The 17,757-nt window shown below is 62.5% G+C and carries 13 protein-coding genes; 6 read left to right on the top strand and 7 right to left on the bottom strand.

The genetic code is table 11. The features are described 5' to 3' along the window. The first annotated feature begins 279 nt into the window (after positions 1-279). Positions 280-3,129: an excinuclease ABC subunit UvrA gene (gene uvrA / locus IFT60_RS19300; RefSeq protein WP_192054586.1), complete on the top strand. Its 2,850-nt coding sequence runs from the start codon at positions 280-282 to the stop codon at positions 3,127-3,129. A 365-nt stretch (positions 3,130-3,494) separates the two neighbouring features. Continuing rightward, positions 3,495-3,956, top strand: coding sequence for a DUF2214 family protein (locus IFT60_RS19295; protein ID WP_192054583.1), 462 nt, complete (start codon positions 3,495-3,497; stop codon positions 3,954-3,956). Here IFT60_RS19295 and IFT60_RS19290 read toward each other — a convergent pair. Continuing rightward, complete coding sequence (locus tag IFT60_RS19290; RefSeq protein WP_192054581.1) at positions 3,941-4,987, bottom strand: MerR family transcriptional regulator; 1,047 nt, start codon at positions 4,985-4,987, stop codon at positions 3,941-3,943. The genes IFT60_RS19295 and IFT60_RS19290 overlap by 16 nt on opposite strands. A gap of 257 nt (positions 4,988-5,244) precedes the next feature. Between IFT60_RS19290 and IFT60_RS19285 the strand changes: the two genes are divergently transcribed. Next, on the top strand, positions 5,245-5,574 hold the full coding sequence (locus IFT60_RS19285) for a hypothetical protein (RefSeq protein WP_197986397.1): 330 nt from the start codon (positions 5,245-5,247) through the stop codon (positions 5,572-5,574). 3 nt (positions 5,575-5,577) lie between these two features. Here IFT60_RS19285 and IFT60_RS19280 read toward each other — a convergent pair whose 3' ends face one another. The 3 genes from IFT60_RS19280 to IFT60_RS19270 all read right to left on the bottom strand — a co-directional run bounded on the left by IFT60_RS19280 (position 5,578) and on the right by IFT60_RS19270 (position 10,710). After that, on the bottom strand, positions 5,578-6,027 hold the full coding sequence (locus tag IFT60_RS19280; RefSeq protein WP_192054579.1) for a hypothetical protein: 450 nt from the start codon (positions 6,025-6,027) through the stop codon (positions 5,578-5,580). 68 nt (positions 6,028-6,095) lie between these two features. Then, positions 6,096-8,480 (bottom strand): CHAT domain-containing protein, encoded by a 2,385-nt coding sequence (locus tag IFT60_RS19275; protein WP_192054577.1) that lies wholly within the window; start codon positions 8,478-8,480, stop codon positions 6,096-6,098. Between the two features lie 364 nt (positions 8,481-8,844). Continuing rightward, positions 8,845-10,710, bottom strand: a complete 1,866-nt coding sequence (locus IFT60_RS19270; RefSeq protein ID WP_192054575.1) for a phosphoenolpyruvate carboxykinase (GTP) — start codon at positions 10,708-10,710, stop codon at positions 8,845-8,847. Between the two features lie 345 nt (positions 10,711-11,055). On the opposite strand from IFT60_RS19270, the gene IFT60_RS19265 reads away from it, so the two are divergent. Then, positions 11,056-12,048 (top strand): D-2-hydroxyacid dehydrogenase family protein, encoded by a 993-nt coding sequence (locus tag IFT60_RS19265; protein ID WP_192054573.1) that lies wholly within the window; start codon positions 11,056-11,058, stop codon positions 12,046-12,048. A gap of 30 nt (positions 12,049-12,078) precedes the next feature. Here the strand turns inward: IFT60_RS19265 and IFT60_RS19260 are convergent, their stop codons facing one another. Then, entirely contained in the window at positions 12,079-12,834 is a 756-nt protein-coding gene (locus IFT60_RS19260) for an L-asparaginase (RefSeq protein WP_192054570.1), read from the bottom strand. A gap of 137 nt (positions 12,835-12,971) precedes the next feature. Here IFT60_RS19260 and IFT60_RS19255 point away from each other — a divergent pair, with 137 nt between their 5' ends. Together IFT60_RS19255 and IFT60_RS19250 are read left to right on the top strand one after the other, a co-directional pair. Beyond that, on the top strand, positions 12,972-13,457 hold the full coding sequence (locus IFT60_RS19255) for an asparaginase domain-containing protein (protein ID WP_192054567.1): 486 nt from the start codon (positions 12,972-12,974) through the stop codon (positions 13,455-13,457). A 90-nt stretch (positions 13,458-13,547) separates the two neighbouring features. After that, complete coding sequence (locus tag IFT60_RS19250) at positions 13,548-15,149, top strand: catalase (protein WP_192054565.1); 1,602 nt, start codon at positions 13,548-13,550, stop codon at positions 15,147-15,149. A gap of 312 nt (positions 15,150-15,461) precedes the next feature. On the opposite strand, the gene IFT60_RS19245 is transcribed toward IFT60_RS19250, so the two are convergent. Both IFT60_RS19245 and dinB read right to left on the bottom strand, forming a co-directional pair. Next, on the bottom strand, positions 15,462-16,358 hold the full coding sequence (locus IFT60_RS19245; RefSeq protein ID WP_192054563.1) for a recombination-associated protein RdgC: 897 nt from the start codon (positions 16,356-16,358) through the stop codon (positions 15,462-15,464). A gap of 86 nt (positions 16,359-16,444) precedes the next feature. After that, entirely contained in the window at positions 16,445-17,521 is a 1,077-nt protein-coding gene (dinB, locus tag IFT60_RS19240; protein WP_374001179.1) for a DNA polymerase IV, read from the bottom strand. Positions 17,522-17,757 lie beyond the last annotated feature (236 nt).

The raw sequence follows: 17,757 nt of genomic DNA, 5'->3' as shown, positions 1-17,757 counted from the left end.
CTTCCTTCAACCCCAGCCAAAAATATTTTCGGATTCTGAACTGTTTGCCATTGAAGCGCGCCGCAAACGGCCCACCTAGGACCGACCGAGGTATTGTCGACTTCCGCCCCCGTGTCACCTTGGCATGGCAACTTGCCATCCCTGGTACACCCGAGTACTGGATGAATATACAGCCGCAACAAAAACGCGCTAAACTAGCAGATTCCCCCTCGATTGGCCCGCCAACGCGACAGTATCGTGCGCGGCCCCGCAAAACTTATTGAAAGCCTGCCAAAATTAATGGAAGAAATTCGTATTCGTGGTGCCCGCACTCACAATCTTAAAAACATCAATCTCGATCTGCCGCGTAACAAGCTGATCGTCATTACGGGCCTGTCGGGTTCGGGTAAATCCTCGCTCGCGTTCGACACCCTGTATGCCGAAGGCCAGCGCCGCTACGTCGAATCGCTGTCGGCCTACGCGCGCCAGTTCCTGCAATTGATGGAGAAGCCCGACGTCGACCTGATCGAAGGCTTGTCGCCGGCGATTTCCATCGAGCAGAAGGCGACTTCGCACAACCCGCGTTCGACCGTCGGCACCGTCACCGAGATCCACGATTACCTGCGCCTGCTGTACGCACGCGTCGGCACGCCCTACTGCCCGCAGCACCCGCACGAACCGCTGGCGGCGCAGACCGTGTCGCAGATGGTCGACGCCGTGCTGGCCATGCCTGAAGGCACGAAGTTGATGATCCTGGCGCCGGTCGTCGCTGGCCGCAAGGGCGAGCACAGCGACCTGTTCGCCGGCATGCAGGCCCAGGGGTTTATTCGCTTCCGCATCCAGAGCGGCGTCAATCCAGCCAGGATCTACGAGATCGACGAATTGCCGAAGCTGAAGAAAACCGAAAAGCATTCGATCGACGTCGTCATCGACCGCATTAAAGTCAATCCGGAGATCAAGCAGCGCGTCGCCGAGAGTTTTGAAACGGCCTTGCGCCTGGCCGATGGCCGCGCCGTCGCCTACGAGATGGACACCGAGCAGTCGACCGTGTTCTCGAACAAGTTCGCCTGTAACGTCTGCGGCTATTCGCTGCAGGAACTCGAGCCGCGCCTGTTCTCGTTCAACAACCCGATGGGTGCCTGCTCCGAATGCGACGGCCTCGGCCACATCGAGTTCTTCGATCCGAAGCGGATTGTCGCCTTCCCGAATCTGTCGCTGGCGTCCGGCGCCGTCAAAGGCTGGGATCGCCGCAACCAGTTCTATTTCCAGATGCTGTCGAACCTGGCGGACCATTACGAGTTCGACCTCGACAAACCGTTCGAACAGTTGGCGAAAAGCGCGCAGGATGCCGTCCTGTTCGGCTCCGGCAAAGCCGCGATCCCGTTTACCTATGTGAACGAGCGCGGCCGCACGGTGATTCGCGAGCATACCTTCGAGGGTGTGGTGAATAACCTGCAGCGCCGTTACCGCGAAACCGATTCGATGGCGGTGAAGGAAGAGCTGGCGAAATTCATCAACGAAAAGAAGTGTCCGGCCTGCGACGGCGCGCGCCTGCGCACCGAAGCACGTTTCGTGAAAATCGGCCAGGGCGCCCAGCAGCGCGCGATTTATGAAGTGTCGGATAAACCCCTGCGCGATACGCTGGAATTCTTCGAGACGCTGGAACTCACCGGCGCCAAGAAGGAAATCGCCGAGCGCGTCATCAAGGAAATCACCGCGCGCCTGAAATTCCTGAACAACGTCGGCCTCGATTACTTGTCGCTCGACCGCAGCGCCGATACCCTGTCGGGTGGCGAAGCGCAGCGGATTCGCCTCGCGTCGCAGATCGGTTCCGGCCTGACCGGCGTGATGTACGTCCTGGATGAACCGTCGATCGGCCTGCACCAGCGAGATAATGACCGCCTGATCGCGACCCTGAAGCACCTGCGCGATATCGGCAACAGTGTCCTCGTGGTCGAGCACGACGAAGATGCGATCCGCACCGCCGACTACATCGTCGACATGGGCCCGGGCGCCGGTGTGCATGGCGGCCAGATCATCGCCGAAGGCACGCTCGACGAGATCATGGCCAACGAGCACTCGGTCACCGCCCAGTACCTCGACGGCCGCCGCAAGATCGTGGTGCCGAAGAAGCGGACGCAGTCGAACCCGGAACGCCAGCTGGTGATCACCAACGCCACCGGCAACAATCTGAAGGGCGAGACGCTGCACCTGCCAGTTGGCTTGATGACCTGCATCACCGGTGTCTCGGGTTCGGGTAAATCGACGCTGATCAACGACACGCTGTATCCGGCCCTGTCGCGCCATTTATATGGTTCGCAGACGGAACCGGCGCCGCACGACGCCATCTTCGGCCTGGAACACTTCGACAAGGTGATCTCGGTCGACCAGGCGCCGATCGGGCGCACCCCGCGTTCGAACCCGGCGACGTACACCGGCCTGTTCACGCCGATCCGTGATTTGTTCGCGACGGTGCCGACGGCCAAGGAACGCGGTTATTCGGCGGGCCGCTTCTCGTTCAACGTCAAGGGCGGGCGCTGCGAAGCCTGCCAGGGCGATGGCGTGATCAAGGTCGAGATGCACTTCCTGCCGGACGTCTACGTGCCGTGCGACGTCTGCCACGGCAAGCGCTACAACCGCGAAACGCTGGAAGTGCACTACAAGGGCAAGAGCATCACCGAAGTGCTGGAGATGACGGTCGAGGACGCGCACGAGTTCTTCAAGCCGGTGCCGGTGATTGCGCGTAAACTCCAGACCCTGCTCGATGTCGGCCTCGGCTACATCAAGCTTGGCCAGAGCGCGACCACGCTGTCGGGCGGCGAGGCGCAGCGTGTGAAACTGTCGCTGGAACTGTCGAAGCGCGATACGGGACGTACGCTGTACATCCTGGACGAGCCGACCACCGGCTTGCACTTTGCCGACATCGACCTGCTGCTGAAAGTCATCCACCGCCTGCGCGACCAGGGCAATACGCTGGCGATCATCGAGCACAACCTCGACGTGATCAAGACGGCGGACTGGATCGTCGACCTGGGGCCGGAAGGCGGCGCCGGCGGCGGCAAGATCGTCGCCACCGGGTCGCCGGAAGAAGTGGCGGTGAATCCGGCCAGCGTGACGGGCAAGTACCTGGGGCCGTTGCTGAAGCAGTAAACCTGTTCGTTTGAGTGTCGAAAAGGCAGAGCTTGCGCTCTGCCTTTTTTGCTTTTGGGTTTTCGATTTTGTAGGGTGGAGTCCTGACTCCACGCGGTGATACGCAGCCGCAAGATCATCCGGCACGACATCGGAGCCGGTACGTATCACCGCGTGGGCAGAGCCTTTCGTGGCCCGGCCCACCCTACGGACTTTTGCTTTCGATTTTCGTAGGATGGACTCCCGAGTTTACGCGGTGATACGTAGCAGCGAGATCATCGGGCACGACATTGGAGCCAGTACGTATCACCGCGTGGAGTCAGGACTCCACCCTACAACTTCGACATGCGCTACAGTGAACACACCTCCACCGTCCAGCAGCCGCCATGACCGACCTCCTGCTCGCCATCGTCCACCACCTGATCGTCTTCGGCCTCGCCGCCGTGCTGGCCGCCGAACTGGCGCTGATGCGCCCGGCCGCCATGTCGCCGCCCACCGTCAAACTGCTGGGGCGCTTCGACGCCGCCTACGGCATGCTGTCGCTGGCGATCCTGGTCGTCGGTTTCGTGCGCGTCTGGTACGGCGCCAAGGGGCCGGATGTCTACCTGCACAACCACGCGTTCTGGGGCAAGATCGCCGCCTTTGCCGTGGTCGGCCTGCTCTCTATCCAGCCGACCTTGCGCATCGCCGCCTGGCAAAAGGGATTGAAGGCGGATGCCGCCTTCATGCCGCCATTACAGGAAGTCGGCAAGCTGCGCCGGCTGCTGCTGATCGAGATCCACGTGTTCGCGCTGATCCCGATTTTCGCGGCGGCGATGGCGCGCGGCATCGGCTATGGCGCCGGCTGAGGACGCCGCATCGACTGTAATGATTGCATCGCCGCCCGAATGAAGCCGATCATGCGCTCGTCCACCATGCCCGGCTGCTTTAGTTCAGGCTCGTTCTCGAGTGCCTGGCGGATCTTGTGCTGGGTCGCCGGATGGTCGCCGGCATAGGAGCGGAACAGGTCGAACCAGTCGCGCGCCAGCGCCTGCGCTTCCGGTGAATCCGGGGCGCTTCCCGCATCCATGGCGGTACGCACGCGCGCCAGCAGCGGAGGCCATTCGGCATTGCGCTTGCCGAGATTGGCGCGTACGAACGCCATCTCGTCCGCATCGAGATAACGTTCGTAGACCGCCAACTGGTTTTCTCGCGTCGCCGCCAGGATGAAGGACATCACCTGTGACGTGACGCTGGTGCGCTCCTGCACCGCGGGTTCCTGTTCGTGCATCGTGTTCAGTTTCGCGAACAGGATCGGATTGGCATCCGTGTCGCGTGCCACAGTGGCCATCCAGCGTTTGGCCAGGGAGCGCGCCTTGGCGTCGGCCGGGCTGGTCCCGGCATCCATCAAGGCACGCACCTCGGCCACCAGCGCCTGCCACTCGCCTTCAACTTTTTCTGCTTCCGTATACAGCGGCAATTGCGCCAGTTCTTCCTGCGTAAAATAGTTGTCGTACATGGTCATGTGCTCCAGAGTAGTCAGCCAGTCGGCCGGATCCGGGTGCTGCCCCTGGTCGAGCTGCCCTTGCAGGCGCAGCAGCCGATTGCGCAAGGCATCCGCTTGCGCGATCTGCTGCGTCAGCATCGTGATCTGGCGCTCGACGAGGCTGGCCAGCGGCAAGTCCGGTCCGGATAGATAGGTTCCGATCTCGGCCAGCGCCACCCCGAACCTGCGCAGCGCCAGGATGCGGTGCAGCCGGGCGATGTCAGCTTCGTTATACAGCCGGTAGCCGGCGTCGGAACGCGCCGAAGGAGACAGGAGTCCGATGCCGTCGTAATGGTGCAGCGTGCGCACCGTCAGGCCGCTGCGTCTTGCCAGCTCTCCAATTTTCAACAGCATCGTGTCCCTTTCTCTTCATGCGTGCGCCCATGCTGGCGCCTGACGCTGCGTGAGGGTCAAGCACATCTTTTAAAACGGCTAATATTAATACTTCATGGAAATGGAGGCGATGATGCGATGTCTTATCATGGGCAACTCGGGTTCCGGCAAGTCGTACCGGGCCAGGGCGCTGGCGGCGCAGCACGCGTTGGTTCACCTCGACCTGGACACGATCGTCTGGGAACCGGGACTGATTGCCGTGCCGCGCGCCCGAGGCAGTGCGGGCCGACCTGCTGGCCTTTGTGAGTACGCACCCGGCCTGGGTGACGGAAGGCTGTTACGGCGACTTGATCGAGATGGCACTGCCGTATTGTTCGGAACTGGTGTTCATGAATCCGGGGCGCGCCGTCTGCCTGGAAAACAACCGCCAACGCCCCTGGGAACCGCACAAGTACGCGTCCATGGAAGCCCAGCAGAGCAAGCTGGGCTTTTTGCTGGATTGGGTGGGCGGGTATGACGACCGCGACGATGCGATGTCGTATGCCTGCCACCGGCGCCTGTTCGATGCTTTTGACGGCAACAAGACCGAAGTCACGACGCTGGTGTAAGCCTTATTGTGCGGCTGCCGCCTTGGGACGCACGTCCAGCCAGACGCAGGTGGCGGTGCAGACAAAACCGGCGCCGGCAATATCGCTGGCATTGTACGACCATTGTCCGAGGTTGCCCTGATGGGTGACCTGGCACAGGCCCTGGGGTGGCAGGCGCACGGAGGAAAGGAAGCAGGCGTCGGCGTCGGCGGAATCGGGAATCTGCTTCCACAAACCATTGGTCGACTCTTTGAGCGAGGCGTGGCGTATCTTGGTGGTGATCAGTTCGATCTGGTCGGCCACTTGCTGCGGTAATAGCTTGAGGTTTTTTTCGGCCTGCTGCCTGGCGCGCGACTCCGCGGCGACCAGGCCTTGCACGCAATTGATGGCCCCCTGCATGTCGCCGATGGTCTTGATCGAATTGATGCGCTCGCTGCAATCTTGCGCCGCGGCGCCGGATGCCCAGCCTGCCATGACACACGCCATACACACCAATACACAGACCCTCGCACGGAATTTCATTGGCAACCTCGCAGTATTATTTATTTGAACAGACAGGCGGCATCGCGCTCGCTGGGGATCGGGCTCTTGCAGTTGGGGGCCGCCGCGGCCGGCGCCGGCCTGGATTTCGGCTGGATTTTACGTGCCGGCGGGGCGGCCGGCTTGCGCTTGGCGGCAGGTGCTGCTGGTTGCGCATCCGGTACCGGCTTGACCTGCTCACCTGCGCCGCCGGCGATGCGCGCGGTCTCGCCACGCAGCAGCGCTGGCGTCGGCGCCACTGCCGGCTTCGGAATGGGTGCCGGCGTGAACTCCGGCCTGGCGGCTGGCGCCGGCTCGACCGTCGCGGCTGGCGCCGGCGCTGCCGGTGCGAGCGCCGGTGGCGAGCGGTCGTGTGAGGGAAAAATGTAGCTTTTACCGACCGTCGCGCCCAGCAAGGCGACCAGCAGGCCGGCAGCCAGCCCGGGCACCAGGAAGTGTTTTGCGGGCGCAGGCTGCCCCCAGTTCTGCTCCTGCGGCGGCGGGACGTCCGCGAAGGGCCTGGGCGCAGCGCCGCCGCGCGCGTCGACCTCCGGCTCCAGGATGAATACCGGACCGACCCCTTTGGGCTGGACTGGCGGCGGGATGTCCGGCTCGCCCAGGATCGGCTCCTGTGTGGGCGCTGGCGTGTGTTTCCTCGCCTGCGGCCTGGGCCGTGTATTTTTCTCGGCCGCAGGCGGTTTCGGCGTGAACGGCGCAGTCAGTTCGCCCATCCGGTTTCCTGCTGCGGTCGCTTGCTCGGCCCGCGCCGGACCCGCAGCCAGTTCGGGCGTAGGCGGCGCCGCAAACTCCCATAGCTGGATTTTCGGCGCATTGTCTGGATGTGGCGGCTGCAACGACGACGCGGTCGCTCCCGGCGCAGCGTTCGACACTGCGTTCGGCATGGTCCGATCCGGTGCCTGCGCCGGCATGCCCGCCTTTTCAGCCGCGTCTGGCGCCGCTGTCGCCGGCGGCGGGAATTGTCGCGGCGCCATCTTAATCGTCAGATCTTGCTCGGCCACATACGGTTGCGGCCCCGGTTCCGGCTCCGGTTTTACCGGTGAGGTGAACGTCTTTGCCTGCGTCTTTTTCGCGGTGCTACGCTCGTCCGTGGCCGGCCCTGCCGTGGACTGGGGCTTGCTCTCTTTGGCACGGGAAGTGCGCGGCTTTTTCCTTTCGGCCGGGGTGGCGCCGGCTGGCGGCGGCGGCGGCTCCTGCGCTTGCTGGCTCTCCCTGGGTTTCTTGCGTTCGCTGGCGTTCGGCTCGACGTGGGCCAGGGCGACGCTCGCCTTCTCCAGGGTCTCCTTCGGCTTGTTCGATTCCACCGGTTTTGCCGCCGGCTGGAATAGCTGCCCGCTCGGTGCGCGCATGTAGAGCACGGGAGTACCCCATTCGATCGGATGGCCGTTTCCCTGCATGCGCAGCCTGGCTTCGGTGAGGGATGCATCGACCGCGCCGGTCTCGACCAGATCCCGGTAAAAGTAACGGGCGAAAATCAGGGCGGCGTCATCCGTGATGGAAGCTTGCATCGCCACCACGGCAGGCACGCCCTGCCTCAGGAAGCCCTGCGCCAGGCCGGAAAAGGGAACATCCTGCGTGATGGCGCCGGAACAGGCATTCAATACGATCAGCCGCGGCAGTGCGCCGCCGGGAAAGGCGGACCGCAAGTGGCTCGCTTCCATCTCCAGGCCCTTGCCCGACTCCTGCTCGAGCACCAGCGCCCCGGGAATGCCGTGTCCGACGAAGTGAAAAATGTGCGCCCCGAAATGGCGCAGCGAATCGCGCACATTATCGAAGGTGCAGCGCCCCGGGACGCGGCGCAGTTCCAGCTGGCCGGCGCTGATCGAGGGTTCCAGCGCATTGCACAGGATTTCCCACTCGCGCGCAATGTCGAGCCGTGGGTGATCGGTCGGCGAAGACAGTGCCACCAGGATGCGCAATGGCCCCTCCACCGCCATCGGCGGAATCGGTTGCGCAACCGGCAAATAGCGCACCAGCGGGGTGTGCTCCCTGACTGCCAGGAATTCGCGGCTTTCGGTGTCGAACAGGAATTCCCACGGCCGCGCATGCAGTACGCTGTCTTCCGGCAACCGCAGGCGCAGGCGCAATCCGTTTCCGGCGCGCGCAGACGCATCGAGCGAGGAGCGAAACAGGCGTTTGATATCGCCCGCGAACACCGCCTCGAACAGTTTGCCGCCGAAGTCCTGGATCGTGCTCGCCCTGCTCGAACGGCCGCGTTGCCGCAGCCCGCTATAGATTTCCGAAAGCAGGATGCCTTCCTCGTCGGCATTGAAGGGCCACTTGACGTCGATGAATGGGCAGTCGCCCTGGGGGGATTCCAATACCCGCGCGCAAAGCCGATCGCTTCCTTTCGGACTGATGATTTCCAGGTCGAAGTTCTGATAAAGCATTCCAACTCCAGGTAGGCAGAAAGGTCAGCAAAAACGGCTGTCGAGTGCGTAACGGGGGACCAATAGTTTAGACAGCGGAACGCGACGAATGTGCGGCCAACATGCATGAAAAACGGAGAACAGTTGCTGCCGCCGCCGAACGGGACAGGGGTTGCCTTATTGCGGTTTCCGGCGACGCTTGACGAAGCCTTCTTCCAACAGATGCTGTTCTGCGTAGCACATTGAACCCGGTAAGCTTATTCATGGCATTTTCTCGCTCCAAACGAAAAAAGGGATAGGCGGCTGCCTATCCCTTTCCTGCCGATGCGGTTTTTTTAACTACAACCGTCGTCTCCTCACCTACCCTTCCTCACCTGCTCCTTGTTCAGCCGAGGCGGCGTTCCAGTTCCTGCTTGTGCGCCACCAGCTCTTGCGGCAGGCGGTGCGACAGCTTCTCGAACAGTTCGGTGTGCAATTTCAACTCTTCGCGCCAGGCATCCTGGTCGATCGAGGTGATTTGCGCAAACTGTTCTTGCGTGAACTCGACGCCTTCCCAGTTCAGGTCGCCATGGTTCGGCGAGGTGCCGAACAGGTGTTCGACGCCGGCGCCGGCCCGGCCTGCGGTACGTTCCAGAATCCACTTCAGCACGCGCATGTTGTCGCCATAGCCTGGCCACACGAAGTTGCCCGACTCGTCGGTACGGAACCAGTTGACGCAGAAGATCTTCGGCAATGCGGCGCCGTTCTTCGCTTCGACTTTTTTACCCAAGTCCAGCCAGTGCTGGAAGTAGTCGCTCATGTTGTAGCCGATGAACGGCAGCATCGCGAACGGATCGCGGCGCACGACGCCCATCTGGCCGGCGGCGGCGGCGGTCGTTTCCGAACCCATGGTCGCGGCCATGTACACGCCTTCGACCCAGTTATTCGCTTCGGTGACCAGCGGCACGGTGGTCGAGCGGCGGCCGCCGAAAATGAAGGCCGAGATCGGCACGCCGGCAGGATCGTCCCAGGCCGGGTCGATCACCGGGTTCTGGGTCGCGGCCACGGTGAAGCGCGCGTTCGGGTGGGCGGCCTTGGTGCCCGAAGCCGGGGTCCAGTCTTTACCTTGCCAGTCGATCAGGTGGCTTGGGGCTTCCTTGGTCATGCCTTCCCACCAGACGTCGCCGTCGTCGGTCAGCGCGACGTTGGTGAAGATGACGTTTTCGCGCAGCGACGACATGCAGTTCGAGTTGGTCTTGTCGTTGGTGCCCGGTGCCACGCCAAAATAACCCGCTTCCGGGTTGATCGCGTACAGCTGGCCATCGGCGCCCGGCTTGATCCAGGCGATGTCGTCGCCGATGGTCGTGACTTTCCAGCCGTTGAACGAGGTCGGCGGGATCAGCATGGCGAAGTTGGTCTTGCCGCAAGCCGACGGGAAGGCGGCGGCGACGTATTTCTTGTCGCCTTCAGGCGACTCGACGCCGAGGATCAGCATGTGTTCGGCCAGCCAGCCGGTGCCGCCTTGCTGGGCTTCCTGGTAACCCATGTTCGAGGCGATGCGCAGCGCGAAGCATTTTTTACCGAGCAGCGCATTGCCGCCGTAGCCGGAACCGAAGGACCAGATTTCGCGGGTTTCCGGATAGTGGACGATGTATTTGGTGGAATTGCATGGCCAGGCCACGTCTTGCTGGCCGGCGGCCAGCGGCATGCCGACGCTGTGCACGCACGGGACGTAATCGCCATCGGTGCCCAGCACGTCGTACACGGCCTTGCCCATGCGCGTCATGATGCGCATGTTGACGGCGACATACGGCGAATCGGACAGTTCGACGCCAATGTGGGCGATCGGCGAACCCAGCGGGCCCATCGAGAATGGCACCACGTACAGCGTGCGGCCAGCCATGCAGCCGTCGAACAGGCCGTTCAGGGTGGTGCGCATTTCAGCGGGGTCGGTCCAGTTATTCGTCGGGCCGGCCTGCTCTTTCGTCGCCGAGCAGATATACGTGCGGTCTTCGACGCGCGCCACGTCCGACGGGTCGGACTGGGCCAGGTAGGAATTCGGACGCAGGGCCGGATTCAGGCGCTTCATCGTGCCGGCGTCGACCATCTGCGCGCACAGGCGGTCGTACTCTTCTTCGGAACCGTCGCACCAGTAGATGGCGTCAGGCTTCGTCAGGGCGGCAATGTCTGCCACCCAATTGATGAGCTTCTGGTGTTTGACGTGGGCGGGGACGTTCAGGGCGGCGACACCGCTCATCACGGGCTGGTTCATGTTACCTCCAACAATTAAGAATTCTGTATGGTCCCGCACAGCAGGACCGTCGCAGGTATCCGGGACTACGCGATGCGTCCCTGGCGCCAGGAGAGCGGCGGTACGGCGGTCGTGTCGGCAGCCTCATGCTGAGGCGATGGAACGGTCGGTGAAGCTTGGGCTGTTATACACTTCGGTGCTGTCAAACCCTTAATAATCGGCCGATTGTACACCCCTCGATCCGGGTTTCAAGCGCTGTGAATCGAAAAATGTAGGAATAATAGTCGACTATTGTAGTGGGCTACTCCGATTCGCCGCGAATGCGTTATTCCTTTACGTGCTCATCAATAACTTCGCTCAACTCCGATGAAAATTGCCATTCTCGACGATTACCAGAACGCCGTGCCGGGTCTCGACTGTTACAAAATATTGGACGGTCACGACGTCAAAGTGTTCAACAATTCTGCACGCGGCCTCGGCCAGCTAGCGATCCGGCTGGCGCCCTTCGAGGCGCTAGTCCTGATCCGCGAAAGGACGAGCCTATCCGCTGCCCTGCTGAACAAGCTGCCGAACCTGAGACTGATTTCGCAGACGGGCAAGATCAGCGGCCATGTCGACGTCGCCGCCGCCACCGCGCGCGGCATCGCGATTGCCGAGGGCAGCGGCTCGCCGACCGCACCCGCCGAACTGGCCTGGGCGCTGATCATGGCGGCCAGCCGCAAGATCGTGCCGTATGCGAACAATTTGAAAGATGGCGTCTGGCAGACAGCCTCCGTGAATGCACAGCTCAACGGCCTGGGAAGGGTGCTGCGCGGACGTACACTGGCGATCTGGGGTTACGGCAAGATCGGCAAGCTGCTGGCCGGCTACGGGCGCGCGTTCGGGATGCGGGTGCTGGTCTGGGGCAGCGACGCCAGCCGCGCCGCGGCGCTGGCCGATGGCATTGACGCGGCCGCCTCGCGCGACGCCTTCTTTGCCGAGGCCGACGTGCTGAGCCTGCACCTGCGGCTGGCGGAGGCCACCCGCGGCATCGTCACGGCGGCCGACCTGGCGCGCATGAAGCCGGATGCGTTATTCGTCAACACCAGCCGCGCGGAACTGGTGGCAACTGGCGCGCTGGAGGCGGCGCTGCAGGCAGGCCGGCCGGGGATGGCGGCGCTGGACGTGTTTACCGAGGAGCCATTACCCGCCGACGCGCCCCTGCTGCGCATGCCGACCGTGCTGGCGACGCCGCACCTGGGATATGTCGAACAGGACAGTTACGAGATGTATTTCAGGGCGGCGTTCGAAAACATCGCGAATTTCGCAGCAGGCAAGCCGACGAATATATTAAATCCGGAAGCGTTGAATAAACCGTAGGGTGGGCATGCCCACCGCACAACAGCGCGATCACCCCAGCTCCGGCTCACCCGTCAGATTGATCTTCCGCGTCGGCATCACATACGACTTCGTCCACAAGCCCGCCCAGCCCGGCGGCCAGCCGACATCCGGTCCGGCATACGCCGGCAAGCCGGCGCGCACCGCCACCACCGGCACCGGCGGCGCCTCGATCAGGCCGCCGCCTGCCGGCCGCTCGAGGTTCAGGCTGTACATGTAGCCCGGCAGCAGCGCGTCGCAGGTAGCGGCGAACCAGGCCGTGTGGTCGTCGTCGCGGCCGAGCGCTTGCGCCAGCCCTTGCGGATCGAACTTGGCCAATGCGTGGATCAGTTCTTCGGTCGTGGCGCCGGGCGTATCTCCCCATCCCATGACCGGATTGTTGTTGTACTCGGCGCCGGAACCGTACCAACCCTCGCGCCAGGAGCGCTGCATCCAGTTGCGCTGGCCCGTGAACAAATGCCAGCGCCAGTGCAGGCCGGACGGCTTGGGCCAGGAATACAGATACAGTTTCTGGTAACCGGCCTGGTGCAGGGCGCGCACGACCGCCATCAGGCGCGCATGCGGCATGCGGTCGGGCGGTGCGCGCCGAAATAAAATGGGTTCGCCATCGGCATGCTGGACTTCGTCGCTCGACAGGTTCAGGTCGAGCGTGCGCGCTTCGTTGCCGAAGCGGGCGGAAATCCAGCCGGTCAGCAGGTTGACGTGGGTGATCACGCCATACCCGCGATGACGGTGAAAAATAACGGTACCTGGAGCAACGGCTTTCATGGAATTCTGTTGGGCTTGCCTGGAAAAAAGATCAGTCTACTCATCCGATCCGGTCGATTCTAGCGCAGTCACATAGGGATACACCACGGTTTGACGCTATGATGTTTCACCTTTTTTTACTGCGTGTATAAACCGATATGACTTTACGCCTCATCGCCACCGGCGGCACCTTCGACAAACATTACAACGAACTGACCGGGGTCCTCGGCTTTTCCGAAAGCCATTTGCCCGCAGTAATCGGCCGCGCGCGCCTGACGATTCCCGTCGAGCTGCAATTGCTGCCGCTGCTCGATTCGCTCGACATGCAGGATGCCGACCGCCAACGCGTGCTGGAAGCCTGCCAGGCGGCCACCGAGAATGCCATCGTCATCGTCCACGGCACCGACACCATGCCGCAAACCGCCGCCGTGCTCGGCGCGGCCAAGCTCGGCAAGACGATCGTCCTGACCGGCGCCATGATCCCCTACGAAATCGCCAATTCCGACGCCCTGTTCAACCTCGGCTTTGCCTGTGGTGTGGCGCAAACGCTGGCGCCCGGCGTCTATGTCGGCATGAACGGGCAAGTGTTCGCCTGGGACAATGTGACCAAGAACCGCGCCGCCGGCGTGTTCCAGCCGCTGTAAGCGCCAGACTTTCCCGCGGGCAGCAGCGCGCTGCCCTGCCGTGGAACTTCCTATACTTTTCTCTCCCGTGAACAGAGAGGAGAGTTTCCCATGTCTGACCGTCCCATCCTGACGACGCGCCAGGGCCACCCCGTACGCGACAACCAATCGTTGCGTTCCGTCGGCGAGCGCGGTCCTGCCACGCTCGAAAACTACCAGTTCATCGAGAAGATCACCCATTTTGATCGCGAGCGCATTCCCGAGCGCGTCGTGCATGCGCGCGGTACCGGCGCCCATGGTTACTTCGAAGCCTACGGCAAGATCGGCGACGAACCGGCGAGCAAGTACACCCGTGCTAAGGTCCTTACCGAAGTCGGCGTGCAGACGCCCACCTTCGTGCGCTTCTCGACCGTTATCGGCGGCAAGGAATCGCCCGAAACCGCCCGCGACCCGCGCGGCTTCGCTGTCAAGCTGAAAACGGTCGAAGGCAACTGGGACCTGGTTGGCAACAATTTGAAAGTGTTCTTCATCCGCGATGCCATTAAATTTCCGGACATGATCCACGCCTTCAAACCGGATCCGGTCACCAACCAGCAAGAGCCGTGGCGTTTTTACGATTTTGTTGCCAATTCTCCGGAAGCGCTGCACATGGTCACGTGGGTGAAAAGCCCATGGGGCATCCCGGCCAATTACCGCGAGATGGAAGGCTCGGGCGTCAACACCTATAAACTCATCAACGACGAGGGCGTGGCCCATCTGGTGAAATTCCACTGGCAGCCGCGACAGGGCGTGCGCAACCTCACCGCGGCGCAGGCGGCCGAGATCCAGGCCCACGACACCAGCCACGCCACACGCGACCTGTACGAAGCGATCGAGCGCGGCGACTATCCGGAATGGGAATTCTGCGTGCAGATCATGGCCGACGGCGAACATCCCGAACTCGACTTCGATCCGCTCGACGACACCAAGCGCTGGCCCGAAGACCAGTTCCCGCTGCTGCCGGTCGGGCGCATGGTGCTCGACCGTAATCCCGAGAACGTGTTCGCCGAGACTGAACAGTCAGCCTTTGGCACCGGCGTGCTGGTCGACGGCATCGATTTCTCCGACGACAAGATGCTGCAGGGCCGTACCCTGTCGTATTCCGACACCCAGCGTTACCGCGTCGGCCCCAACTACCTGCAATTGCCGATCAACGCACCGCAAGAACGCGCCCGCCCGCGCACCAACCAGCGTGACGGCCAGATGACATATTACGTGGACGACAGCGGCGAGAACCGCCACATCAACTACGAGCCGAGCCTGCTGGGCGGCACCCAGGAAGCACCGAAGCCGGCGCGCGACTACCATCAGTATGTGGAAGGCCACCTCGGCCGCTACCAGACCACCAGCACCCGCAGCGACTACAAGCAGGCGGGCGACCGTTACCGGACCTTCGAAGACTGGGAGCGCGACGAACTGGTGAAGAATGTCGGCGGCGATCTGAAACAATGTCCGGAAGTGGTGCAGCTGCGCATGGTATGGCACCTGTGGCATTGCGACGAAGACTACGGCCGCCGCGTGGCCGAGATCGCCGGTGTCGACCTCGAACGGGCCAAGGCGCTGCCGCCGCTGCCGGGCAAGCCGGCGCCGCATGAGGATCGCCAGGGCGCTACCTACACGGATGGCAGGAGCGAGGAGCCGGCCACCAGCGACGAGGTGGCCAGCGCGAAGTAAGTGGCACAGCAAAACGGACCCGGGCGGGTCCGTTTTTACGTGTACCTGAAGCGTAGGGACGTAAGGTGGGCGGCTGTGCCGCCCACGCGTTCAGCGAACGGTCGATTAGCCGTAAAGGTTTTGTAGGGTGGGCGCCCCGAGCCCACGCGAACCGATGAGCAGTGTTAGGGCCGAATGGTGCCAACAATGTTCAATTTTCCGCGTGGGCACGGGGCGCCCACCCTACGACCATCGCGATTGATCGATGGTCTGTTGAACGCGTGGGCAAGGAACTTACCCACCTACGTCCCTCCGGCAAGTGCAGTAGGCTGATTACGCCTTGGCTTCGCCCCCCAGCGCCTCGACCACATCGCCCAGCATCTTGGCCAGTTCGCCGGTCATCAGGATCATGTCGTTGTCGAAACGCTCGTCGTCGCTGTGGGTGACGGTGCCGCCTTCGTTGATCACGTCGAGCGGTTTGATGCCCTTGATCGCCAGCGTTTCGGTCAGCACGAAGCTGACGCGGCTGTTCCAGGTCATGGCCAGGCGCGTGCATTGTTTGCCGGCGGCGATGTGGCGGCGGATGTCGTCCGGCTCGAGCGAGTGTTTGACGTAACGCACGGCGGCGCGGCTTTCGCCGGTGGCGCGCAGTTCGGTATCCTGGTCGATCGTGAAGTTGTACGGTGCCTCGTCCGCTTCCAGCCAGCCGGTCATCACGGCCACCGGGGAACGCTGCACGCGCAGCGACTCGAGCGGCATGCGGTCCACGCCTTTCAACAGCAGTTTGACGACGTCGTCGGCCTTGGCCGGGCTGGCGGCATCGACGACCAGCCAGCCGTTGACCGGGTCGATCCAGGTGAAGGTGTTGCTGCGGATCGTGAATGCGCGCGGCAGCAGTTCGTCGGCCACGCGTTCCTTCAATTCTTTCATCGCCTTTTTACCTGGCGGGAAACCTTGCTGCTCTTCCATCTCGGCCGCCTTGGCCTTGGCGACCTGGTTGATCACCGAGCTCGGCAGCAGTTTCTTTTCGGTGCCCAGCATCATCAGCATCTGCTTGTTGACGACGTGGACCAGACCACCGTTCGGACGCGGCGCATCCCAGCCCTGGCGCAGTAATTCATTGCTGTTAGCGGGCGTAAACGCCATCGGCGCGAGCGCCGCTTCCATCTGTTCAGGCGTAAAGGCCCATGGTGCGGGCAGGCGGTAAATCTGAAGATTCTTGAACCACATAGTTGCTTTCTGTTGTCTCAGTATTTCAGGGGAACGACATTCTACACGCTGATCTCGCCGCATTTTCGTGCGGCAACAAGAACGTTTTAATGTGTTGTGTGTTCGTCAAACAGGCTCAGTTGTTCGACGTGTTCGGTGTCGCCCAGGCGCACGCCCACGCCCAGCAGGCGCACGGGGCGGCTGGCGCGCAGCCAGCCGGTTTCCATGAGCCGGGCGAAGGTCGGTATGTGTGGCGCATAGCCAACGCACTCGACGGTGGTTTGCTGGAAGTCCGAAAATTTGATTTTCACGAATAACTTGTTGATGAATTTTTCGGCACCGGCACGTTTGATCCGGCCCAGCAGGTGTTCATATAAATCGGGCAGCAGCGCCAGGCAGGCGGACAAGTCCGGCAGATCGTTGGTGTACGTTTCCTCGGTGCTGATCGACTTGCGCTCGCGCTCGACGTTGACTTCGCGGTTGTCGATGCCGCGGCATAAGTCATGCAGGCGCGCACCGAAGCTGCCGAAGTGGTGCTGCAGTTCCTGCATGGTCCAGCTGCGCAAGTCGCCGCAGGTCTGCACGCCCAGCTTGTTCAGCTTGGCGGCCGTGACCTTGCCGACGCCATGCAGCTTTTTCACCGGCAGCGCCGCCACGAAGGCATCCACCTCGTCCGGCCGCACCAGGAACAGGCCATCCGGCTTGTTCCAGTCACTGGCGATTTTCGCGACAAACTTGTTCGGCGCCACGCCGGCCGAGGCGGTGATGCCGACGGTCTCGAAGATGCGCCGCCGGATTTCCTGGGCGATCAGCGTCGCACTGCCCTTGCAGTGCGGCGAATTCGTGACGTCGAGATAAGCCTCGTCCAGCGACAGCGGTTCGACCAGGTCCGTGTAATCGGCGTAGATCTCCATGATCTGGCGCGAGGCGATGCGGTATTTCTCCATCGCCGTCGGAATGACCAGCAGTTCCGGGCACAGCTTCATCGCCTGCGCGGTGGCCATGGCCGAATGGATGCCATAGCGGCGCGCTTCGTAATTGCAGGTCGCGACCACGCCGCGCTGGTCGGGACGGCCGCCGACGGCGAGCGGACGCCCGCGCAGCGACGGATCGTCGCGCATCTCGACCGACGCATAGAAGCAGTCGCAATCGCAATGGATGATTTTACGTGCGGGGGCGTTCACTCTGGCGGCGGCGGGGCCGACTACTGTAAGTCCGTACAGTATCTCGTCAATTGGGATTCCGTGCAAGGTCCAATGGCTTACGGATATGTTGTTGTCTGATGCGTACTGTAGGGTGGACTCCTGAGTCCACGCGTTCACCGTCTGAGCAAAGATAATACGACCGCCGTGCGCCACTGTCAGTCAACTAGCGTGTAGCGGCGTGGCCTGCCAAGGCCGCGTACGCGTGGACTCGGGAG

Source organism: Massilia sp. CFBP 13721 (assembly GCF_014842025.1).
Lineage (GTDB): Bacteria > Pseudomonadota > Gammaproteobacteria > Burkholderiales > Burkholderiaceae_D > Telluria.
The sequence above is the reverse complement of the archived record's forward strand: the minus strand, read 5'-3'. Positions and strand labels throughout refer to the sequence as shown.

What these genes read in the sequence shown, in the direction of transcription:
- IFT60_RS19270 (WP_192054575.1), bottom strand. Translation starts at nt 10,710, where the DNA reads ATGAACCAGCCCGTGATGAGCGGTGTCGCCGCCCTGAACGTCCCCGCC.
- IFT60_RS19265 (WP_192054573.1), top strand. Translation starts at nt 11,056, where the DNA reads ATGAAAATTGCCATTCTCGACGATTACCAGAACGCCGTGCCGGGTCTC.
- IFT60_RS19245 (WP_192054563.1), bottom strand. Translation starts at nt 16,358, where the DNA reads ATGTGGTTCAAGAATCTTCAGATTTACCGCCTGCCCGCACCATGGGCC.
- IFT60_RS19260 (WP_192054570.1), bottom strand. Translation starts at nt 12,834, where the DNA reads ATGAAAGCCGTTGCTCCAGGTACCGTTATTTTTCACCGTCATCGCGGG.
- IFT60_RS19295 (WP_192054583.1), top strand. Translation starts at nt 3,495, where the DNA reads ATGACCGACCTCCTGCTCGCCATCGTCCACCACCTGATCGTCTTCGGC.
- IFT60_RS19280 (WP_192054579.1), bottom strand. Translation starts at nt 6,027, where the DNA reads ATGGCAGGCTGGGCATCCGGCGCCGCGGCGCAAGATTGCAGCGAGCGC.
- IFT60_RS19255 (WP_192054567.1), top strand. Translation starts at nt 12,972, where the DNA reads ATGACTTTACGCCTCATCGCCACCGGCGGCACCTTCGACAAACATTAC.
- IFT60_RS19290 (WP_192054581.1), bottom strand. Translation starts at nt 4,987, where the DNA reads ATGCTGTTGAAAATTGGAGAGCTGGCAAGACGCAGCGGCCTGACGGTG.
- uvrA (WP_192054586.1), top strand. Translation starts at nt 280, where the DNA reads ATGGAAGAAATTCGTATTCGTGGTGCCCGCACTCACAATCTTAAAAAC.
- IFT60_RS19250 (WP_192054565.1), top strand. Translation starts at nt 13,548, where the DNA reads ATGTCTGACCGTCCCATCCTGACGACGCGCCAGGGCCACCCCGTACGC.
- IFT60_RS19275 (WP_192054577.1), bottom strand. Translation starts at nt 8,480, where the DNA reads ATGCTTTATCAGAACTTCGACCTGGAAATCATCAGTCCGAAAGGAAGC.